16 protein-coding genes are annotated in these 16,404 nt (G+C 37.7%); 15 read left to right on the forward strand and 1 reads right to left on the reverse strand.

Annotated elements, in window-relative coordinates:
- The first annotated feature begins 1 nt into the window (after position 1).
- From rpe to spoVM, 3 genes are all read left to right on the forward strand, one after another.
- Entirely contained in the window at positions 2–646 is a 645-nt protein-coding gene (rpe, locus tag ABH959_RS07615; protein ID WP_002014505.1) for a ribulose-phosphate 3-epimerase, read from the forward strand.
- A gap of 96 nt (positions 647–742) precedes the next feature.
- Positions 743–1,423, forward strand: coding sequence for a thiamine diphosphokinase (locus ABH959_RS07620; protein ID WP_404492415.1), 681 nt, complete (start codon positions 743–745; stop codon positions 1,421–1,423).
- Positions 1,424–1,489: 66 nt separating this feature from the next.
- Positions 1,490–1,570, forward strand: a complete 81-nt coding sequence (spoVM, locus tag ABH959_RS07625; RefSeq protein WP_001213599.1) for a stage V sporulation protein SpoVM — start codon at positions 1,490–1,492, stop codon at positions 1,568–1,570.
- 73 nt (positions 1,571–1,643) lie between these two features.
- Here the strand turns inward: spoVM and rpmB are convergent, their stop codons facing one another.
- On the reverse strand, positions 1,644–1,832 hold the full coding sequence (rpmB, locus tag ABH959_RS07630) for a 50S ribosomal protein L28 (protein WP_000124776.1): 189 nt from the start codon (positions 1,830–1,832) through the stop codon (positions 1,644–1,646).
- Between the two features lie 378 nt (positions 1,833–2,210).
- Between rpmB and ABH959_RS07635 the strand changes: the two genes are divergently transcribed.
- The 12 genes from ABH959_RS07635 to ABH959_RS07690 all read left to right on the forward strand — a co-directional run bounded on the left by ABH959_RS07635 (position 2,211) and on the right by ABH959_RS07690 (position 16,401).
- Positions 2,211–2,573 (forward strand): Asp23/Gls24 family envelope stress response protein, encoded by a 363-nt coding sequence (locus tag ABH959_RS07635; protein WP_002014507.1) that lies wholly within the window; start codon positions 2,211–2,213, stop codon positions 2,571–2,573.
- A gap of 22 nt (positions 2,574–2,595) precedes the next feature.
- The gene (locus ABH959_RS07640) at positions 2,596–4,272 is read left to right on the forward strand and encodes a DAK2 domain-containing protein (RefSeq protein ID WP_404492416.1); all 1,677 of its coding nucleotides are present in this window, start codon (positions 2,596–2,598) and stop codon (positions 4,270–4,272) included.
- A 424-nt stretch (positions 4,273–4,696) separates the two neighbouring features.
- Positions 4,697–6,745: an ATP-dependent DNA helicase RecG gene (gene recG / locus ABH959_RS07645; RefSeq protein WP_002088208.1), complete on the forward strand. Its 2,049-nt coding sequence runs from the start codon at positions 4,697–4,699 to the stop codon at positions 6,743–6,745.
- An 88-nt stretch (positions 6,746–6,833) separates the two neighbouring features.
- Entirely contained in the window at positions 6,834–7,427 is a 594-nt protein-coding gene (gene fapR, locus ABH959_RS07650; RefSeq protein ID WP_000747354.1) for a transcription factor FapR, read from the forward strand.
- A complete protein-coding gene (gene plsX, locus ABH959_RS07655; protein WP_002128828.1) occupies positions 7,424–8,416 on the forward strand; it encodes a phosphate acyltransferase PlsX in 993 nt (330 codons plus the stop codon). The genes fapR and plsX overlap by 4 nt, the downstream gene beginning before the upstream one ends.
- Positions 8,417–8,430: 14 nt before the next feature.
- Positions 8,431–9,375 carry an ACP S-malonyltransferase gene (fabD, locus tag ABH959_RS07660; protein WP_113936792.1) on the forward strand — a complete coding sequence of 315 codons (945 nt, stop codon included), beginning with the start codon at positions 8,431–8,433 and terminating at the stop codon, positions 9,373–9,375.
- A complete protein-coding gene (gene fabG, locus ABH959_RS07665) occupies positions 9,375–10,115 on the forward strand; it encodes a 3-oxoacyl-[acyl-carrier-protein] reductase (RefSeq protein ID WP_002014514.1) in 741 nt (246 codons plus the stop codon). The genes fabD and fabG overlap by 1 nt, the downstream gene beginning before the upstream one ends.
- Positions 10,116–10,184: 69 nt before the next feature.
- Complete coding sequence (acpP, locus tag ABH959_RS07670) at positions 10,185–10,418, forward strand: acyl carrier protein (protein ID WP_002014515.1); 234 nt, start codon at positions 10,185–10,187, stop codon at positions 10,416–10,418.
- A 58-nt stretch (positions 10,419–10,476) separates the two neighbouring features.
- Positions 10,477–11,214 (forward strand): ribonuclease III, encoded by a 738-nt coding sequence (gene rncS, locus ABH959_RS07675; RefSeq protein ID WP_113936793.1) that lies wholly within the window; start codon positions 10,477–10,479, stop codon positions 11,212–11,214.
- A gap of 148 nt (positions 11,215–11,362) precedes the next feature.
- Positions 11,363–14,932, forward strand: coding sequence for a chromosome segregation protein SMC (gene smc / locus ABH959_RS07680; RefSeq protein ID WP_113936794.1), 3,570 nt, complete (start codon positions 11,363–11,365; stop codon positions 14,930–14,932).
- Positions 14,933–14,946: 14 nt separating this feature from the next.
- Positions 14,947–15,936, forward strand: a complete 990-nt coding sequence (ftsY, locus tag ABH959_RS07685) for a signal recognition particle-docking protein FtsY (protein ID WP_002088200.1) — start codon at positions 14,947–14,949, stop codon at positions 15,934–15,936.
- A 132-nt stretch (positions 15,937–16,068) separates the two neighbouring features.
- Positions 16,069–16,401 (forward strand): putative DNA-binding protein, encoded by a 333-nt coding sequence (locus tag ABH959_RS07690; RefSeq protein WP_002033794.1) that lies wholly within the window; start codon positions 16,069–16,071, stop codon positions 16,399–16,401.
- The last annotated feature ends 3 nt before the right edge of the window (positions 16,402–16,404 follow it).

The following is a 16,404-nucleotide window of genomic DNA, read 5'->3' on the forward strand; positions in this document are numbered from 1 at the left end:
CATGATTAAAATTGCACCATCGATTTTATCAGCAGATTTTTCAAGATTAGGGGAAGAGATTAAAGATGTAGAAAAAGGCGGAGCTGACTACATTCACGTCGATGTAATGGATGGGCATTTCGTACCAAATATTACGATTGGACCATTAATTGTAGAAGCAATCCGTCCGATTACATCATTACCGTTAGATGTACATTTAATGATTGAAAATCCTGATAACTATATCCCAACTTTCGCAAAAGCGGGAGCGGATATTATTACTGTTCACGTAGAAGCGTGTCCTCATTTACATCGTACAATTCAGTTAATTAAATCTCATGACATTAAAGCAGGGGTTGTATTAAATCCGCATACTCCAGTTTCAACGATTGAGCATGTATTAGAAGATATAGACATGGTATTACTTATGACAGTAAACCCTGGATTTGGCGGACAGAAGTTTATTCATTCTGTATTACCGAAAATCAAACAAGTTGCAGAAATGGTTAAAGAGCGAAATCTAGAAGTGGAAATTGAGGTTGATGGTGGTGTCAACGCTGAAACGGCAAGACTTTGTATTGAAGCAGGAGCGAATGTTCTTGTAGCGGGATCAGCAGTATACAATCAAAAAGACCGCGGTGAAGCAATTCGTGTAATTCGCGGATAAAGAACGAACCTTTATCCTAGTGAAGCTTCTAGTTCATTAAGACTTCACTATTTATACATGTTAGAGTGACAAATAAGGAGAAAGGCAATCTACCGAATGGCAGATTGCCTTTTTACAATAGAAGGGGAAGGAAAAATGATTATTCATATTTTAGCGGGAGGACCTGCAGAATACTGCGCAGATTTTTCTCGGTATGAAAATGAAGAAGTAGTTTGGGCGGCCGTTGATAGAGGAGTGTACCGTTTGTTGAAAAGAGGAATCACTCCGTCTGTTGCGTTTGGGGATTATGATTCAGTTACTGATGAGGAATTAGCATGGATGAGGCAGCAAACAAATGAATTACATATTGTCCCGCGAGAAAAAGATCAAACAGATTTAGAAATTGCAATTAGCTGGGCTTTAGAACAGAAACCAAAGTTAATTCGTATTTTTGGTGCTACTGGTGGAAGACTTGATCATGGTTTAGCAAATATTCAGATGCTTTTAAAGGGATTAGAAGTAAACATAGAAATGTGTATTGTGGACAATAAAAATGAAATAATGGTGAAAAAGTTTGGTATGTATATAATTGAAGGAAACGAACATTTTCCATACGTATCATTTGTACCAGTTACTGAAAGGGTAGAAGGTATTACACTTCACGGTTTTAAGTACCCTCTTACTAATAAAACAATAGAGTGGGGATCGACACTTTGTATTAGTAATGAACTCATTGAGGAAAAAGGTAATTTTTCATTTACTTCTGGCATATTAATGATGATAAGAAGCACTGATTGAAGAAACAATTTTGCTCCTTGCATCATATAGTGAACAAGTGGAGTAATGGGGATTAGGAGGGAAACCATGAGATTTTATACAATTAAGTTACCTAAATTTCTTGGTGGAATTGTTCGTGCGATGTTAAATACCTTCAAAAAAGACTAAAAAAAGCACCTATTACCGGTGCTTTTTCCAATGGTATAATAAAAAAAGAGCCTAGCGGCTCTTTTTTTTATTATTAAACACGTTCGATTTTGCCAGATTTTAATGCTCTAGCAGAAACGTAAACACGTTGAACTTTTCCGTCGATGCGTACGCGAACTTTTTGAAGGTTAGCGCCCCATTTACGTTTTGTAGCGTTCATTGCGTGAGAACGAGAGTTACCAGAACGAGCTTTTCTTCCAGTGATAGCACAAACACGAGCCATTTATATTTCCCTCCCTTAACTACCGTAACATACGTAATTTTTCAATGTTAGCCTTTTATGCGATGCTAAAAACACTACTATAATTTAACACAACTAAAAAGAGAATGCAACACCGTAGGAAAAAGAAATCAAGAAAAAATACTTGACACTATATGTCAATGAAGAAAAGGTGAAATCAAGAAAAATTGCTTGACATATTATAGTGGTACATGTTGTATAATAACAATGGACTATTTTGCTCATCATAAAAAAATGTAATTTAAAACATAAAATATGAGAGTGAAAAAGAAAGAACGATGGAATTTTCTTTAAAAAGATTATATGATAGTAACTAAAGTAGTCTAGCTCACTTTCACCATTTATGAAGGGGGAAACGAGATGTCAATTGAAATTAAAACGAAGTACGGTCAAATTGATATTAGTACAGATGTAATTGCAACAATTGCTGGAGGTGCCGCAGTAGATTGCTACGGTATCGTAGGTATGGCATCAAAAAATCAGTTAAAAGATGGATTAACAGAAATTTTACGAAAAGAAAACTTCACTAGAGGCGTTATTGTTCGTAAAAATGAAGATGAAGTACATATTGATATGTATATTATTGTGAGCTATGGTACGAAAATTTCAGAAGTAGCACATAACGTGCAGACTAAAGTGAAATATACATTAGATCAAACTGTAGGACTAGCAGTAGATTCTGTAAACATCTACGTACAAGGAGTTAAAGTAATAAACTTGTAATGTGCATTAAGGAGGAAAATCTGTGTCAATTCAAAAAATTGATGGAAAACGTTTATCACAAATGATCATTCAAGGAGCCAATAATTTAACAAATAATGTTCAGCTTGTTGATGCATTAAACGTATTCCCAGTTCCAGATGGCGATACCGGTACAAACATGAACTTATCAATGACTTCAGGCGCGCGTGAAGTGAAAGCAAATCCTTCACAGCATGCTGGTAAAGTTGGTGTAAGTTTAGCCAAAGGATTATTAATGGGAGCTCGTGGTAACTCTGGGGTTATTTTATCTCAGTTATTCCGTGGTTTCTCTAAATCCATTGAACAAAAAGAAGAATTAACGACAGTTGATTTTGCTGCAGCTTTAGAAGCTGGAGTAGAGGCAGCTTACAAAGCGGTTATGAAACCAATTGAAGGAACGATTTTAACGGTTGCAAGAGAAACGGGTAAATATGCAGTGACAGTTGCGAAAAAACAGCGCGACTTTGTTTTGTTTATGGAAAACGTTGTAAAAGAAGCGAACGCATCGTTAAATCGTACGCCAGATTTATTACCTGTATTAAAACAAGTTGGCGTTGTAGATAGCGGTGGTAAAGGTCTTGTTGTTGTATATGAAGGGTTTTTAGCTGACTTAAAAGGAGAAACGATTTCTTCTAATATGCCTGCCCAATCATCTATGAATGACATGGTACGTGCAGAACATCACCGTAGTGTACAAAGCCAATTGAGTACAGAAGATATTAAGTATGGATATTGTACGGAATTCATGGTGAAATTAGAGCCTGAAAAAATGAAGGAACATAATTTCTCTGAACAAAAATTCCGTGAAGATATTAGTGTGTACGGAGATTCACTACTTGTTGTATCGGATGATGAGGTTGTAAAGGTTCATATTCATGCGGAACATCCTGGAGATCCTATGAACTATGGACAACGTTACGGTAGTCTAATTAAGATCAAAGTAGAAAATATGCGTGAACAGCATACTGCTTTATTAGATGAACCTACCATGGTACCTGAACAAACGAATCAGCCAATAGAGAAACAACCGTATGGTATTGTAACTGTAGCTATGGGATCGGGTATTAAAACTCTATTTGAGAGCATTGGTGCAACGAAAGTTATCGAAGGTGGCCAAACGATGAATCCGAGTACGGAGGATATTGTGAAGGCGATTGAAGAGGCGAATGCTGAAAAAATCATCATCTTACCAAATAACGGGAATATCGTGATGGCAGCAGAACAAGCAGCGTCAGTTGTAGAACAAGAAGTTATTGTTATTCGTTCAAAAACAGTTCCTCAAGGTATGGCTGCAATGTTAGCATTTAATCCAGTTGGAACGCTAGAAGAGAATGAAGAAAACATGAAAGAAGCTTTAGCTCATGTGAAAACAGGTCAGATTACGTATGCTGTTCGTGATACGGAAATTGACGGTGTAGCGATTCAAAAAGATGATTTCATGTGTATTGCAGATGGAAAAATTGTATCTACAAATGCTGAGAAAGTAGGAGCTGCAAAGCAATTACTAGAAGCGCTAATTGATGAGGATTCTGAAATCGTAACGATTCTACAAGGTGAAGATGCAACAGATGAAGAAGTGGCTAAATTAGTTGCGTTTGTAGAAGAGAACTTTGAAGATGCAGAAGTAGAAGTACATGCAGGGAACCAACCGGTGTATTCTTTCATCTTCTCTGTAGAATAAGAAAAGATTCGATTTGAAAATAAATGGGTTACTTACTTGCTAATGGATAAGAAATAGTGATATGAAGTTTATTACTAGTTTTTATTCAAAAGGCTAGCATATTGATGATAGAAAAGAGCCTTGCTGCTAATAGTGAGGCTCTTTTCTTACGTATTGTACAACTTTGTTTTATCCCGCTATTTGTGGGCGGTAAAACTTCCACCCCCTATATTCGGCTGTAGCAAAGAAGTTAAGTGGGAGAATAACTGCCCGTAACCCCCCAATGATTATAGTTTCACTTTATATAGAGGGATTAGAGTAGTTTCTCTTAGAATGCCTATGATAGAATATATAAGGTGAAAGAGAGCGATTACAGATGTCAATGATATTAATGGATAATCAATAGAATGAATCAAAGAAAATAATGTGACGGAGCGTGAGAATCTTGAATGAAGTTGTACAAGTTCCTGTTACGGATGTAAAGGGAATCGGAGGAGAAACATCTGAGTTGTTACACGAGATGGGAATTTATACAGTTTCTCATCTATTAGAACATTTTCCGTACCGCTATGAAGACTATGCGATGAAAGATCTTGCTGAAGTAAAGCATGACGAGCGTGTAACGGTTGAGGGGAAAGTTCATAGTGCTCCTTTACTGCAATATTATGGGAAGAAGAAGTCACGTCTTACAGTTCGTGTTCTCGTCGGTCGTTATTTAATTACAGCTGTATGTTTTAATAGACCATACTATAAACAAAAGTTAAATTTAGATGAAACGGTAACGATTACTGGTAAATGGGATCAGCATCGTCAAACAATTGCTGTATCAGAACTGAATTTCGGACCGGTTGTACGACAACAAGAAGTAGAACCTGTATATTCAGTGAAAGGAAAACTGACAGTAAAACAGATGCGCCGGTTTGTTGCACAAGCATTTAAGGAGTATGGAGATTCTATAGTCGAAGTGTTACCAGATGGTTTGTTAAGTCGATATAAATTATTATCACGCTATGAAGCGCTCAGAGGGTTACATTTTCCAGTGGGACAGGAAGACTTAAAGCAAGCGCGTCGCCGTTTTGTATATGAGGAGTTTTTCTTGTTTCAGTTGAAAATGCAAACATTACGGAAAATGGAAAGGGAAAACTCGAAAGGGACGAAAAAGGAAATTTCATTAGTAGAATTGCAAGAGTTTACTGATGCGCTTCCGTTTCCATTAACTGGCGCACAACGCCGGGTTGTAGATGAAATAATGAAAGATATGATATCTCCGTACCGAATGAATCGATTATTGCAAGGGGATGTAGGTTCTGGGAAAACAGTTGTGGCTGCGATTGCTCTTTATGCGGCGAAATTGGCTCATTATCAAGGTGCTTTGATGGTTCCTACAGAAATTTTAGCCGAGCAACATTATCAGTCGCTCGCGGAGACGTTTTCACATTTCGGTATGAAGGTTGAATTGCTAACAAGTTCTGTTAAAGGTGCGAGACGTCGAGAAATTTTGTCGAGATTAGAACAGGGAGAAGTAGACATCCTTGTTGGAACGCACGCTTTAATTCAAGACGAAGTTATATTTCATAGGTTAGGTCTCGTTATTACCGATGAACAGCATCGATTTGGTGTGGGGCAGCGCCGGGTTTTACGTGAGAAAGGTGAAAGTCCAGATGTATTGTTTATGACGGCGACCCCAATCCCGCGTACGTTAGCTATCACTGCATTTGGAGAGATGGACGTTTCTATTATTGACGAAATGCCAGCTGGTAGAAAGGTAATCGAAACGTACTGGGCAAAACATGATATGTTAGATCGTGTCCTCGGCTTTGTGGAGAAAGAGATAAAAAAAGGAAGACAGGCATATGTTATTTGCCCTCTTATTGAAGAGTCTGAGAAGCTTGATGTACAAAATGCTATCGACTTACATAGTATGCTGACTCATCATTATCAAGGGAAATGCCAAGTTGGATTAATGCATGGGAGACTATCATCTCAAGAAAAAGAAGAGATAATGGGACAGTTTAGTGAAAATAAAGTGCAAATTCTTGTGTCGACAACAGTTGTTGAAGTAGGCGTGAATGTACCAAATGCGACTGTTATGGTTATTTATGACGCGGAACGTTTCGGTTTATCGCAGCTCCATCAGCTGAGGGGGCGTGTTGGGCGTGGTAGTGAACAATCATATTGTTTATTAATTGCGGACCCGAAATCAGAAACGGGAAAAGAAAGAATGCGCATTATGACTGAAACAAATGATGGATTTGTATTGTCAGAAAAAGATTTAGAGTTACGAGGTCCTGGGGATTTCTTTGGAAGTAAGCAAAGTGGTCTACCAGAATTTAAGGTTGCTGATATGGTACATGATTATCGGGCGTTAGAAACAGCAAGACAAGATGCAGCGATACTAGTTGATTCAGAAGCGTTTTGGCATAATGATCAGTATGCTTCGCTGCGTACTTATCTTGATGGGACAGGTGTGTTCCAGGGAGAGAAGCTCGATTAAAAGGAGTCTGCAAAAGTTTTTGTTGCATTCTACTTTTAATGATTATATACTACTTTTAGTACCTAGTCATAAAAATGGATGGTGCGGTATGAAAAAAAGAAGAAGTAAAAAAGAAAGACAAGAATTATTACAACAAACAATAGAAACGAATCCTTTTATAACGGATGAAGATTTAGCGGAAAAATTTCAAGTGAGCATACAAACTGTTCGTCTTGATCGTATGGAATTATCTATTCCTGAATTAAGAGAACGAATTAAGCATGTGGCTACAAAACAACATGAAGAAGATGTGAAATCTTTACCGTTAGAAGAGGTTGTCGGAGAAATTATTGATATAGAATTAGATAGACATGCGATTTCTATCTTTGAAGTAAAGGTGGAACATGTATTTAAAAGAAATCAAATTGCTCGTGGGCATCATTTGTTTGCACAAGCAAACTCACTAGCTGTTGCGGTTATTGATGAAGAATTAGCTTTAACTGCAAAGTCCACCATTCGATATATTCGTCCTGTAAAATTAGGAGAGCGTGTTGTTGCAAAAGTACGTGTTGAAGATGTAGAGAATGATAAAGGACGGACGGTTGTCAAAGTGCGTAGCTTTGTTGGAGAAGAACTTGTCTTTACAGGCACTTTTGAAATGTATCGATCTAGTAATTATAGTGAGGAAGGTAACAACTTATGAAAATCGCAATAGATGCAATGGGCGGCGATCATGCACCAAAGGCTGTAGTATTAGGAGCAATGAAAGCTATTAAGGAATACTCAGATTTACATATTACGTTAGTAGGGAAAGAAGAGGGGATTCGTCAATATTTAACGAGTGAAGAGCGAATTACTATACTTCATACGGACGAAAAAATCGAATCGACAGACGAACCAGTAAGAGCGGTTCGTCGAAAAAAACAAGCTTCAATGGTACTAGCGGCGCAGCAAGTAAAAGACGGCGTAGCGGATGCTTGTATATCAGCAGGTAGTACAGGAGCTTTGATGGCAGCTGGATTGTTTGTTGTTGGTCGTATGGAAGGAATTGAACGACCAGCTTTATCGCCTACAATGCCAACTGTTGATGGAGAAGGTTTTGTTATGTTAGATGTTGGAGCCAACGTTGATGCAAAACCAATTCATTTATATCAATATGCAGTAATGGGCTCTGTTTACGCAGAGAAGGTAAGAGGAATTAAAAATCCACGCGTTGGACTTTTAAACGTTGGAACAGAGGATGGTAAAGGAAACGAGCTTTCAAAACAAGTCTTTGCTATGCTCAAGGATGCACCAATTAATTTCGTTGGAAACGTTGAATCAAGAGATTTATTGCAAGGTGTAGCAGACGTTGTTGTATGTGATGGTTTTACGGGTAATGTAGCGCTAAAATCATTAGAAGGAACAGCACTTGCGTTATTTTCTATGTTAAAAGAACAATTAATGAGTTCGTTTACGAGCAAATTAGCAGCAGCGGTATTAAAACCAAAACTTATGGTATTGAAAGATAAAATGGATTATTCGGAGTATGGAGGAGCGGCGTTGTTTGGATTGAAAGCTCCTGTCATTAAGGCTCACGGTTCTTCTAATGACCAATCGATATTTAGTGCGATCCGTCAAACGAGAGAAATGGTAGCGAAAGAAGTAATTCCTACAATTTCAAGTGTAATGGAGAAGGAGCCGCTTCAATAAGAGGAGGATTTGAAATGGGAAAAATAGCATTTCTTTTTCCGGGCCAAGGTTCACAGGCAGTTGGAATGGGTAGACAGTTAGCGGAGAATAATAAAGAGGTTGCGAAAGTGTTTGCAAAAGCGGATGAGGTTTTGCATGATTCTCTTTCAGAAGTGATTTTTGAAGGACCGCAAGAAAATTTAACATTAACGACAAATGCGCAGCCGGCACTATTAACAACGAGCTTTGCAATTTTAACAGCTTTGAAGGAGTATGATATTACACCTGATTTTGTCGCAGGACATAGTTTAGGTGAATATAGCGCTCTTGTAGCTGCTGGTGCATTAACATTCGAAGACGCTGTATATGCTGTAAGGAAACGCGGGGAATATATGGAAGAAGCTGTTCCAGGCGGGGAAGGTGCAATGGCAGCTATTTTAGGTGCGGATCCGGATATGCTGAAACGAGTTACAGAAGAAGTAACAAGTGAAGGATATGCAGTGCAAATTGCTAATATGAATAGTACGAAGCAAATTGTTATTTCTGGAACAAAGCAAGGAGTAGAACTTGCTTCTCAAAGAGCGAAAGAAAATGGTGCTAAAAGAGCAATTCCGCTCAAAGTAAGTGGACCGTTTCATTCCTCGCTTATGAAACCAGCTGCTGAGAAATTCCAAAGTGTTTTAAATGAAATTACAATTCAAGACACGAATATTCCTGTTATTGCAAATGTTACGGCAGATGTTATTACGAGTGGTACAGATATTCAAGCAAAGCTAATTGAACAGCTCTATTCGCCTGTATTATGGTACCCATCTATTGAGTATATGGTGAATCAAGGGGTAGATACATTTATTGAAATCGGACCTGGAAAAGTACTTGCTGGTCTTATGAAGTCGATTGATTCTTCAGTGAAAGCATATGCGGTATATGATGAAGAGACATTAAAAGATACCATTTCAAATTTGAGAGGAGAAAGCTGATGTTAAAAGGGAAAGTAGCATTAGTAACTGGTGCTTCACGTGGGATTGGTCGTGCGATTGCTATTGATTTAGCGAAACAAGGGGCAAATGTTGTAGTAAATTATGCTGGTAATGAGCAAAAGGCGAATGAAGTAGTTGATGAAATAAAGAAATTGGGTTCAGATGCCATTGCAGTAAGAGCAGATGTTGCAAATGCTGATGATGTTACTGCAATGGTGAAACAAACTGTAGATACGTTTGGACAAGTTGATATTCTTGTAAATAACGCTGGTGTAACAAAAGATAATTTATTAATGCGTATGAAAGAAGAAGAATGGGATACAGTTATTAATACAAACTTAAAAGGTGTTTTCTTATGTACGAAAGCAGTATCGCGCTATATGATGCGTCAACGTCATGGACGTATTATTAATATCGCTTCTGTTGTTGGTGTAACAGGAAACCCAGGACAAGCAAATTATGTTGCTGCTAAAGCTGGTGTAATTGGATTAACAAAAACATCAGCAAAAGAATTAGCGAGCCGAAATATTACTGTAAATGCAATTGCTCCAGGGTTTATTGCGACTGATATGACGGATGTATTAGATGAAAATATAAAAGCCGAAATGTTAAAATTAATTCCTGCAGCTCAGTTTGGAGAAGCACAAGATATCGCAAATACTGTAACGTTTTTTGCTTCTGATCAAAGTAAATATGTTACAGGTCAAACGTTAAATGTTGATGGCGGTATGGTAATGTAATAAAAGAATCGATTTCACCTAGTTTTTTTGGACAATATTTTATATAATATTTGAGGGGAGGTGAATAGAATGGCAGATGTTTTAGAGCGTGTAACCAAAATTGTCGTTGATCGTTTAGGAGTAGAAGAAACTGAAGTAGTACCAGCTGCAAGCTTCAAAGAAGATTTAGGCGCAGACTCCCTAGATGTAGTAGAACTTGTAATGCAATTAGAAGATGAATTTGAAATGGAAATTTCTGATGAAGATGCTGAAAAGATTGCTACTGTTGGCGATGCTGTGACTTACATAGAGAGTCATCTATAATGCTTAAGTGAAGTCCCGTTTTTTAACGGGGCTTCTCGGCTTATATCTGGAGGGACCTATGCCGTACCGAAAACATAAAGAAAAAAAATACGAAGCAAAATATCGTGAAGCTTTTAAAGTATTTCAAGAAAAGATAGGTATTACGTTTACAGATGAAAAATTATTGATTCAAGCATTTACGCATTCATCGTATGTGAATGAGCATCGAAAAAAACCGCATGAGGACAATGAGCGTCTTGAGTTTCTTGGCGATGCTGTATTGGAACTCACTGTATCACAGTATCTGTTTCAAAAATATCCGACAATGAGCGAAGGAGAGTTAACAAAACTACGTGCAGCTATTGTATGTGAGCCATCTCTTGTTCGTTTTGCAAACGAAATGTCATTTGGTAGCCTTGTTTTATTAGGGAAAGGTGAGGAAATGACGGGTGGACGTGAACGACCAGCTTTATTAGCGGATGTCTTTGAAGCGTTTATTGGTGCCCTTTATCTTGATCAAGGGCTAGAAACAGTTTGGGGATACTTAAAAGAAGTTGTATATCCAAAAATTAATGAAGGTGCTTTTTCTCATGTGATGGATTATAAGAGTCAATTGCAAGAATTGATTCAGCGTGATGGTAGTGGCAATATTGAGTATCAAATTTTGCAAGAAAAAGGACCGGCCCACAACCGAGAATTTGTGTCCCGTGTAACTTTAAATAATGAGGCATTAGGTCTTGGAAGTGGTAAGTCAAAAAAAGAGGCAGAGCAACAAGCTGCTGCAGAAGCATTGAAAAAATTAAAAGAACAATCATGAGGAATCCCCCTTTGAATGAGGGGGATTCCTTATGCATAGAATGAAACTTTCCTTTTATTTATAAATAAAAGGAGTGGGAAATCCGTATAGTAGTTTGTTTTCGTACAGACAACGTTTACAACAACGGAGAATAGGAGGAAGGCCTTTCGTGTTTTTAAAAAGATTAGAAATAGCAGGATTTAAGTCTTTTGCTGAACGTGTATCTGTCGATTTTGTTCCAGGTGTAACTTCTGTAGTAGGACCTAACGGGAGCGGGAAAAGTAATATTACTGATGCAATTCGCTGGGTACTTGGTGAACAATCTGCAAAGTCATTACGCGGTGCAAAGATGGAGGATATTATTTTTGCCGGCAGTGATACGAGAAGAGCGGTTAATGTTGCTGAAGTTACATTAACTTTAAATAATGAAGACCAACGCTTACCGATTGAGTATAACGAGGTGTGTGTAACGCGTCGTGTATCTCGTTCGGGTGATAGTGATTTTTATATTAATAAACAATCTTGTAGATTAAAAGATATTATTGATTTATTTATGGACTCTGGTATGGGAAGGGAAGCTTTTTCGATTATTAGCCAGGGGAAAGTCGAAGAGATTTTGAGTAGTAAATCAGAAGAACGTCGTGGTGTATTTGAAGAAGCTGCGGGTGTGCTGAAATACAAACTTCGTAAAAAGAAAGCTGAAGGGAAATTGGCGGAAACACAAGAAAACTTAAATCGTGTACAAGATATTATTCACGAATTAAGTAGTCAAGTAGAACCACTAGAAAGACAAGCTTCTATTGCGAAAGATTATCTTGAGAAAAAAGAAGAATTAGAGAAAGTAGAAGCTGCGCTTATTGTACATGAAATTGAAGAATTACATGAAAAGTGGGAAGCGCTTCGAAATCAATTTGGGCATAATAAAGATGAAGAAGCTAAAATGTCGGCGAACTTACAAAAAAGTGAAGAAGAGCTTGAGGAATTACGCGGGCAATTACAAGCCGTTGATGAATCTGTAAATTCCTTACAAGAAGTTCTACTTCTGTCTAGTAAAGAACTAGAAAAACTAGAAGGGCAACGCGAGCTGTTAAAGGAAAGAAAGCAAAATGCAACGACACATTGTGCGCAGCTTGAAAAGCTAATTGTTGAGTTAACAGAGAAAACTACAAGTTATGATGGCGAAATTGAAACAAGTACAGAAGCTTTAATGCAATTTGTGAATCAAGTAAAAGAGTTGGAGAAGAAATTGCATGATAACGAGCAATTACTTGCGACTTTTGCTGAGAATTTAGAGGAACAAATTGAGAATTTAAAAGGTGACTATATTGAACTTTTAAATCAACAAGCAAGTCTTCGTAATGAATTATCTATGATTGAAGAACAATCAAAACAGCAAAACTCTAAAAACGAACGACTTGATGAAGAAAATGAAAAGTATGTACAGATGCGTGTGGAAATTACAGCAAAAAAGGCGAAACTTGTAGACAGTTATGAGCAAGCGAGAGAGAAAATAGCTGGCATTATTTCTAACATACAGAAGACAGAAATGGCACTTGGGAAATGTAAGTCACAGTATAGTGAAAATGAAACGAAACTGTATCAAGCGTATCAATTTGTGCAACAGGCGCGCTCTCGGAAAGAAATGTTAGAAGAGATGCAAGAGGACTACTCTGGCTTCTATCAAGGGGTACGTGAAGTATTAAAGGCTAGAGAAAATAGACTACAAGGTATTGAGGGAGCTGTTGCAGAACTTCTGACTGTGCCGAAAGAATATGAAATCGCAATGGAAATCGCCCTTGGGGCAGCGATGCAACATATCGTAGTACAAACAGAAGAGCATGCTCGTAATGCAATTGCATTTTTAAAGCAAAATAAACATGGCCGTGCAACGTTTTTACCTCAAGCTGTTATTAAAAGCCGATCGCTATCATTTGATCAATTACGCATTGTGAATCAGCATCCATCGTTTGTCGGTGTAGCGGCAGAACTTGTGCAGTACAATAATAAATATGAGAATGTAGTTTCAAGTTTATTAGGTACAGTTGTTGTTGCGAAAGATTTACGCGGAGCAAATGAGTTAGCGAAACAACTGCAATACCGCTATCGTATTGTAACACTCGAAGGTGACGTAGTGAACCCGGGTGGTTCTATGACGGGTGGAGCTGTAAAACAGGCGAAATCCTCTTTATTGGGACGTCAACGTGAACTTGAAGAGTGGACTAAGAAGCTAACTGACATGGAAGAAAAAACAACGAAGCTAGAAAACTTTGTTAAAGCAGTAAAGCAAGAGATTCAAGAAAAAGAAGTACAAATACGAGAGCTACGCCAAGGTGTAGAGACCGAACGTGTAGATGAACAGAAGCTAAGAGAAGAAATTAATCGTTTAGAATTAGATGAACATCGTATTAATGATCGTTTATCGATTTACGATTTAGAGATTGAAGGATTTTTACAAGATCAAGTAAAAATGCAAGGGCGCAAAGAAGAGTTAGAAAAGATTTTAGCGACTCTTCAAGCTGAGATTGGGGAATTAGATAGTAAAATCGTCGTTTTAACGAAACAAAAAAGTGAACAATATTCTTCAAAAGAAAAAGTTCAGAAGGAAATGACGGAGCTAAAAGTACAAGCTGCTGAACAACAACAACGTTTGTCTAATCAAAAAGAAAAAGTCGAACGATTGACGAAGGAAAAAGAAGAGACTGATGCGACGCTTGTAAAAACGAAAGAAGATTTAGCGTTCTTAAAGCAAGAGATGACATCTAATTCAAGTGGCGAAGAACAAATTACGAATATGATTGAGAAGAAAGCGTATGATCGTAATCAAACTTCGGAGTTAATTCGTTCTCGTCGTGAACAACGCGTATCATTGCAAGAAAGAGTCGAGCATTTAGAGCGCGGTGTGAAAGAAACAATAGGTAAACATAAATATATTCTTGAGATGCTGAAAGATCAAGAAGTGAAAATTAACCGACTTGATGTAGAGCTGGAAAATAGATTGCAACATTTACGTGAAACATATACTATTTCATTTGAAGCAGCAAAACTTAAGTATACAATGATGATGCCTGCAGAAGATGCACGTAAAAAGGTGAAACTAATTAAACTATCCATTGAAGAGTTAGGCGCAGTAAATTTAGGGGCAATTGATGAGTATGAACGTGTAGCAGAGCGCCATACATTCTTATTAGAGCAAAGAGATGACCTAGAAGAAGCGAAATCGACATTGCATCAACTTATTACGGAAATGGATGAAGAGATGAAAAAACGCTTTTCTACTACGTTCGAAGGGATTCGAACAGAGTTTCAATCTGTATTCTCTGAATTATTCGGGGGCGGTAGAGCGGATTTAGTAATGACAAACCCAGAAGATTTACTAAATACGGGTATTGATATTGTAGCGCAACCACCAGGGAAGAAACTACAAAATTTAGGTTTACTTTCAGGGGGAGAGCGTGCTTTAACGGCAATTGCGCTCTTATTTGGTATTTTAAAAGTACGCCCAGTTCCATTCTGTGTTCTAGATGAAGTGGAAGCAGCTCTTGATGAGGCAAACGTTGCTCGTTTTGCGCAGTATTTAAAGAAATTTAGTGATGAAACGCAGTTTATTGTAATTACACACCGAAAAGGTACAATGGAAGAGTCTGATGTATTGTACGGTGTAACAATGCAAGAATCAGGGGTGTCGAAGCTTGTTTCTGTTCGTTTAGATGATGGCGAAGAACTTGTTGCAAGTAGATAGGAAGGATGGGAAGTATGAGCTTTTTAAAAAAATTAAAAGAAAAAATTTCAAAACAAACGGATACGGTAACAGAGAAGTTTAAACAAGGATTAGAAAAAACGAGAAATTCATTTGCTGATAAAGTAAATGACTTAGTGTACCGTTACCGCAAAATAGACGAAGATTTCTTTGAAGAATTAGAAGAAATTTTAATTAGTGCGGATGTCGGAGTTTCGACAGTGATGGAATTAATTGATCAGTTGAAAGAAGAAGTGCAACGTCGTAACATTCAAGATCCGAAAGAAGTACAGGCTGTTATTTCTGAAAAGCTAGTGGGCATTTACAAAGGTGACAGCGATTTTAGTAATGAAGTTAATATACAAGAGGATCAATTAACAGTAGTTTTATTTGTTGGTGTGAATGGTGTGGGGAAAACGACGACGATTGGTAAGCTTGCACATAAATTTAAATCAGAAGGTAAGTCTGTCCTATTGGCGGCAGGAGATACATTCCGTGCTGGGGCGATTGAGCAATTAGAAGTATGGGGCGATCGTGTTGGTGTAGAAGTAATTAAGCAAGGATCAGGATCTGATCCAGCGGCTGTTATGTATGATGCTGTACAAGCGGCAAAGGCCCGTAAAGTGGATGTATTGCTATGTGATACAGCGGGACGCTTACAAAATAAAGTAAACTTAATGAATGAGTTAGAGAAAGTGAAGCGTGTAATTGAGCGTGAAGTACCAGGGGCTCCTCATGAAGTATTACTTGTTATTGATGCAACAACAGGGCAAAATGGTTTAAGCCAAGCGAAAACATTCCGTGAAGCAACGAATGTTACTGGTATTGTTTTAACGAAGTTAGATGGAACTGCTAAAGGTGGTATCGTCTTAGCGATTCGTAACGAAATGGATGTTCCGGTGAAATTTGTTGGGCTAGGAGAGCAAATGGATGATCTGCAACAGTTTGATCCAGAACAATATGTTTATGGTTTGTTTGCGAACGTAGTAGAAACAGAAGAAGTGTAAGTGAAAGAAGTGGTATTTCCGCTTCTTTTTTTATAAAAATATGTGATGTTAAGAAAAAAACTTGACACTCTTTTATACTCCATGTAAACTAAGTCATGTAAAGGGAAATCACTTAACAAAGGATGATCCAACATGCTCGAGAAAACAACGAGAATGAACTATTTATTTGATTTTTATCAATCGTTGTTAACGCAAAAACAAAGAAGTTATATGTCGCTTTATTATCTAGATGATTTATCTCTTGGTGAAATTGCGGAAGAATTTGATGTAAGTCGCCAAGCCGTGTATGATAACATTAAACGGACTGAAGCGATGCTTGAAGAATATGAAGATAAATTAGTATTACTTCAAAAGTTTCAAGAGCGACAGCGACTTGTTGCAAAGCTAAAACAGCTACTCAGCGAAGAAGAGCATGTGAATGAAGAAATGAAACAAGTTGTTGAAGCTATCGAAAAATTAGATTAGGAG

Source organism: Bacillus sp. RC51 (assembly GCF_044908115.1).
GTDB lineage: Bacteria > Bacillota > Bacilli > Bacillales > Bacillaceae_G > Bacillus_A > Bacillus_A mycoides.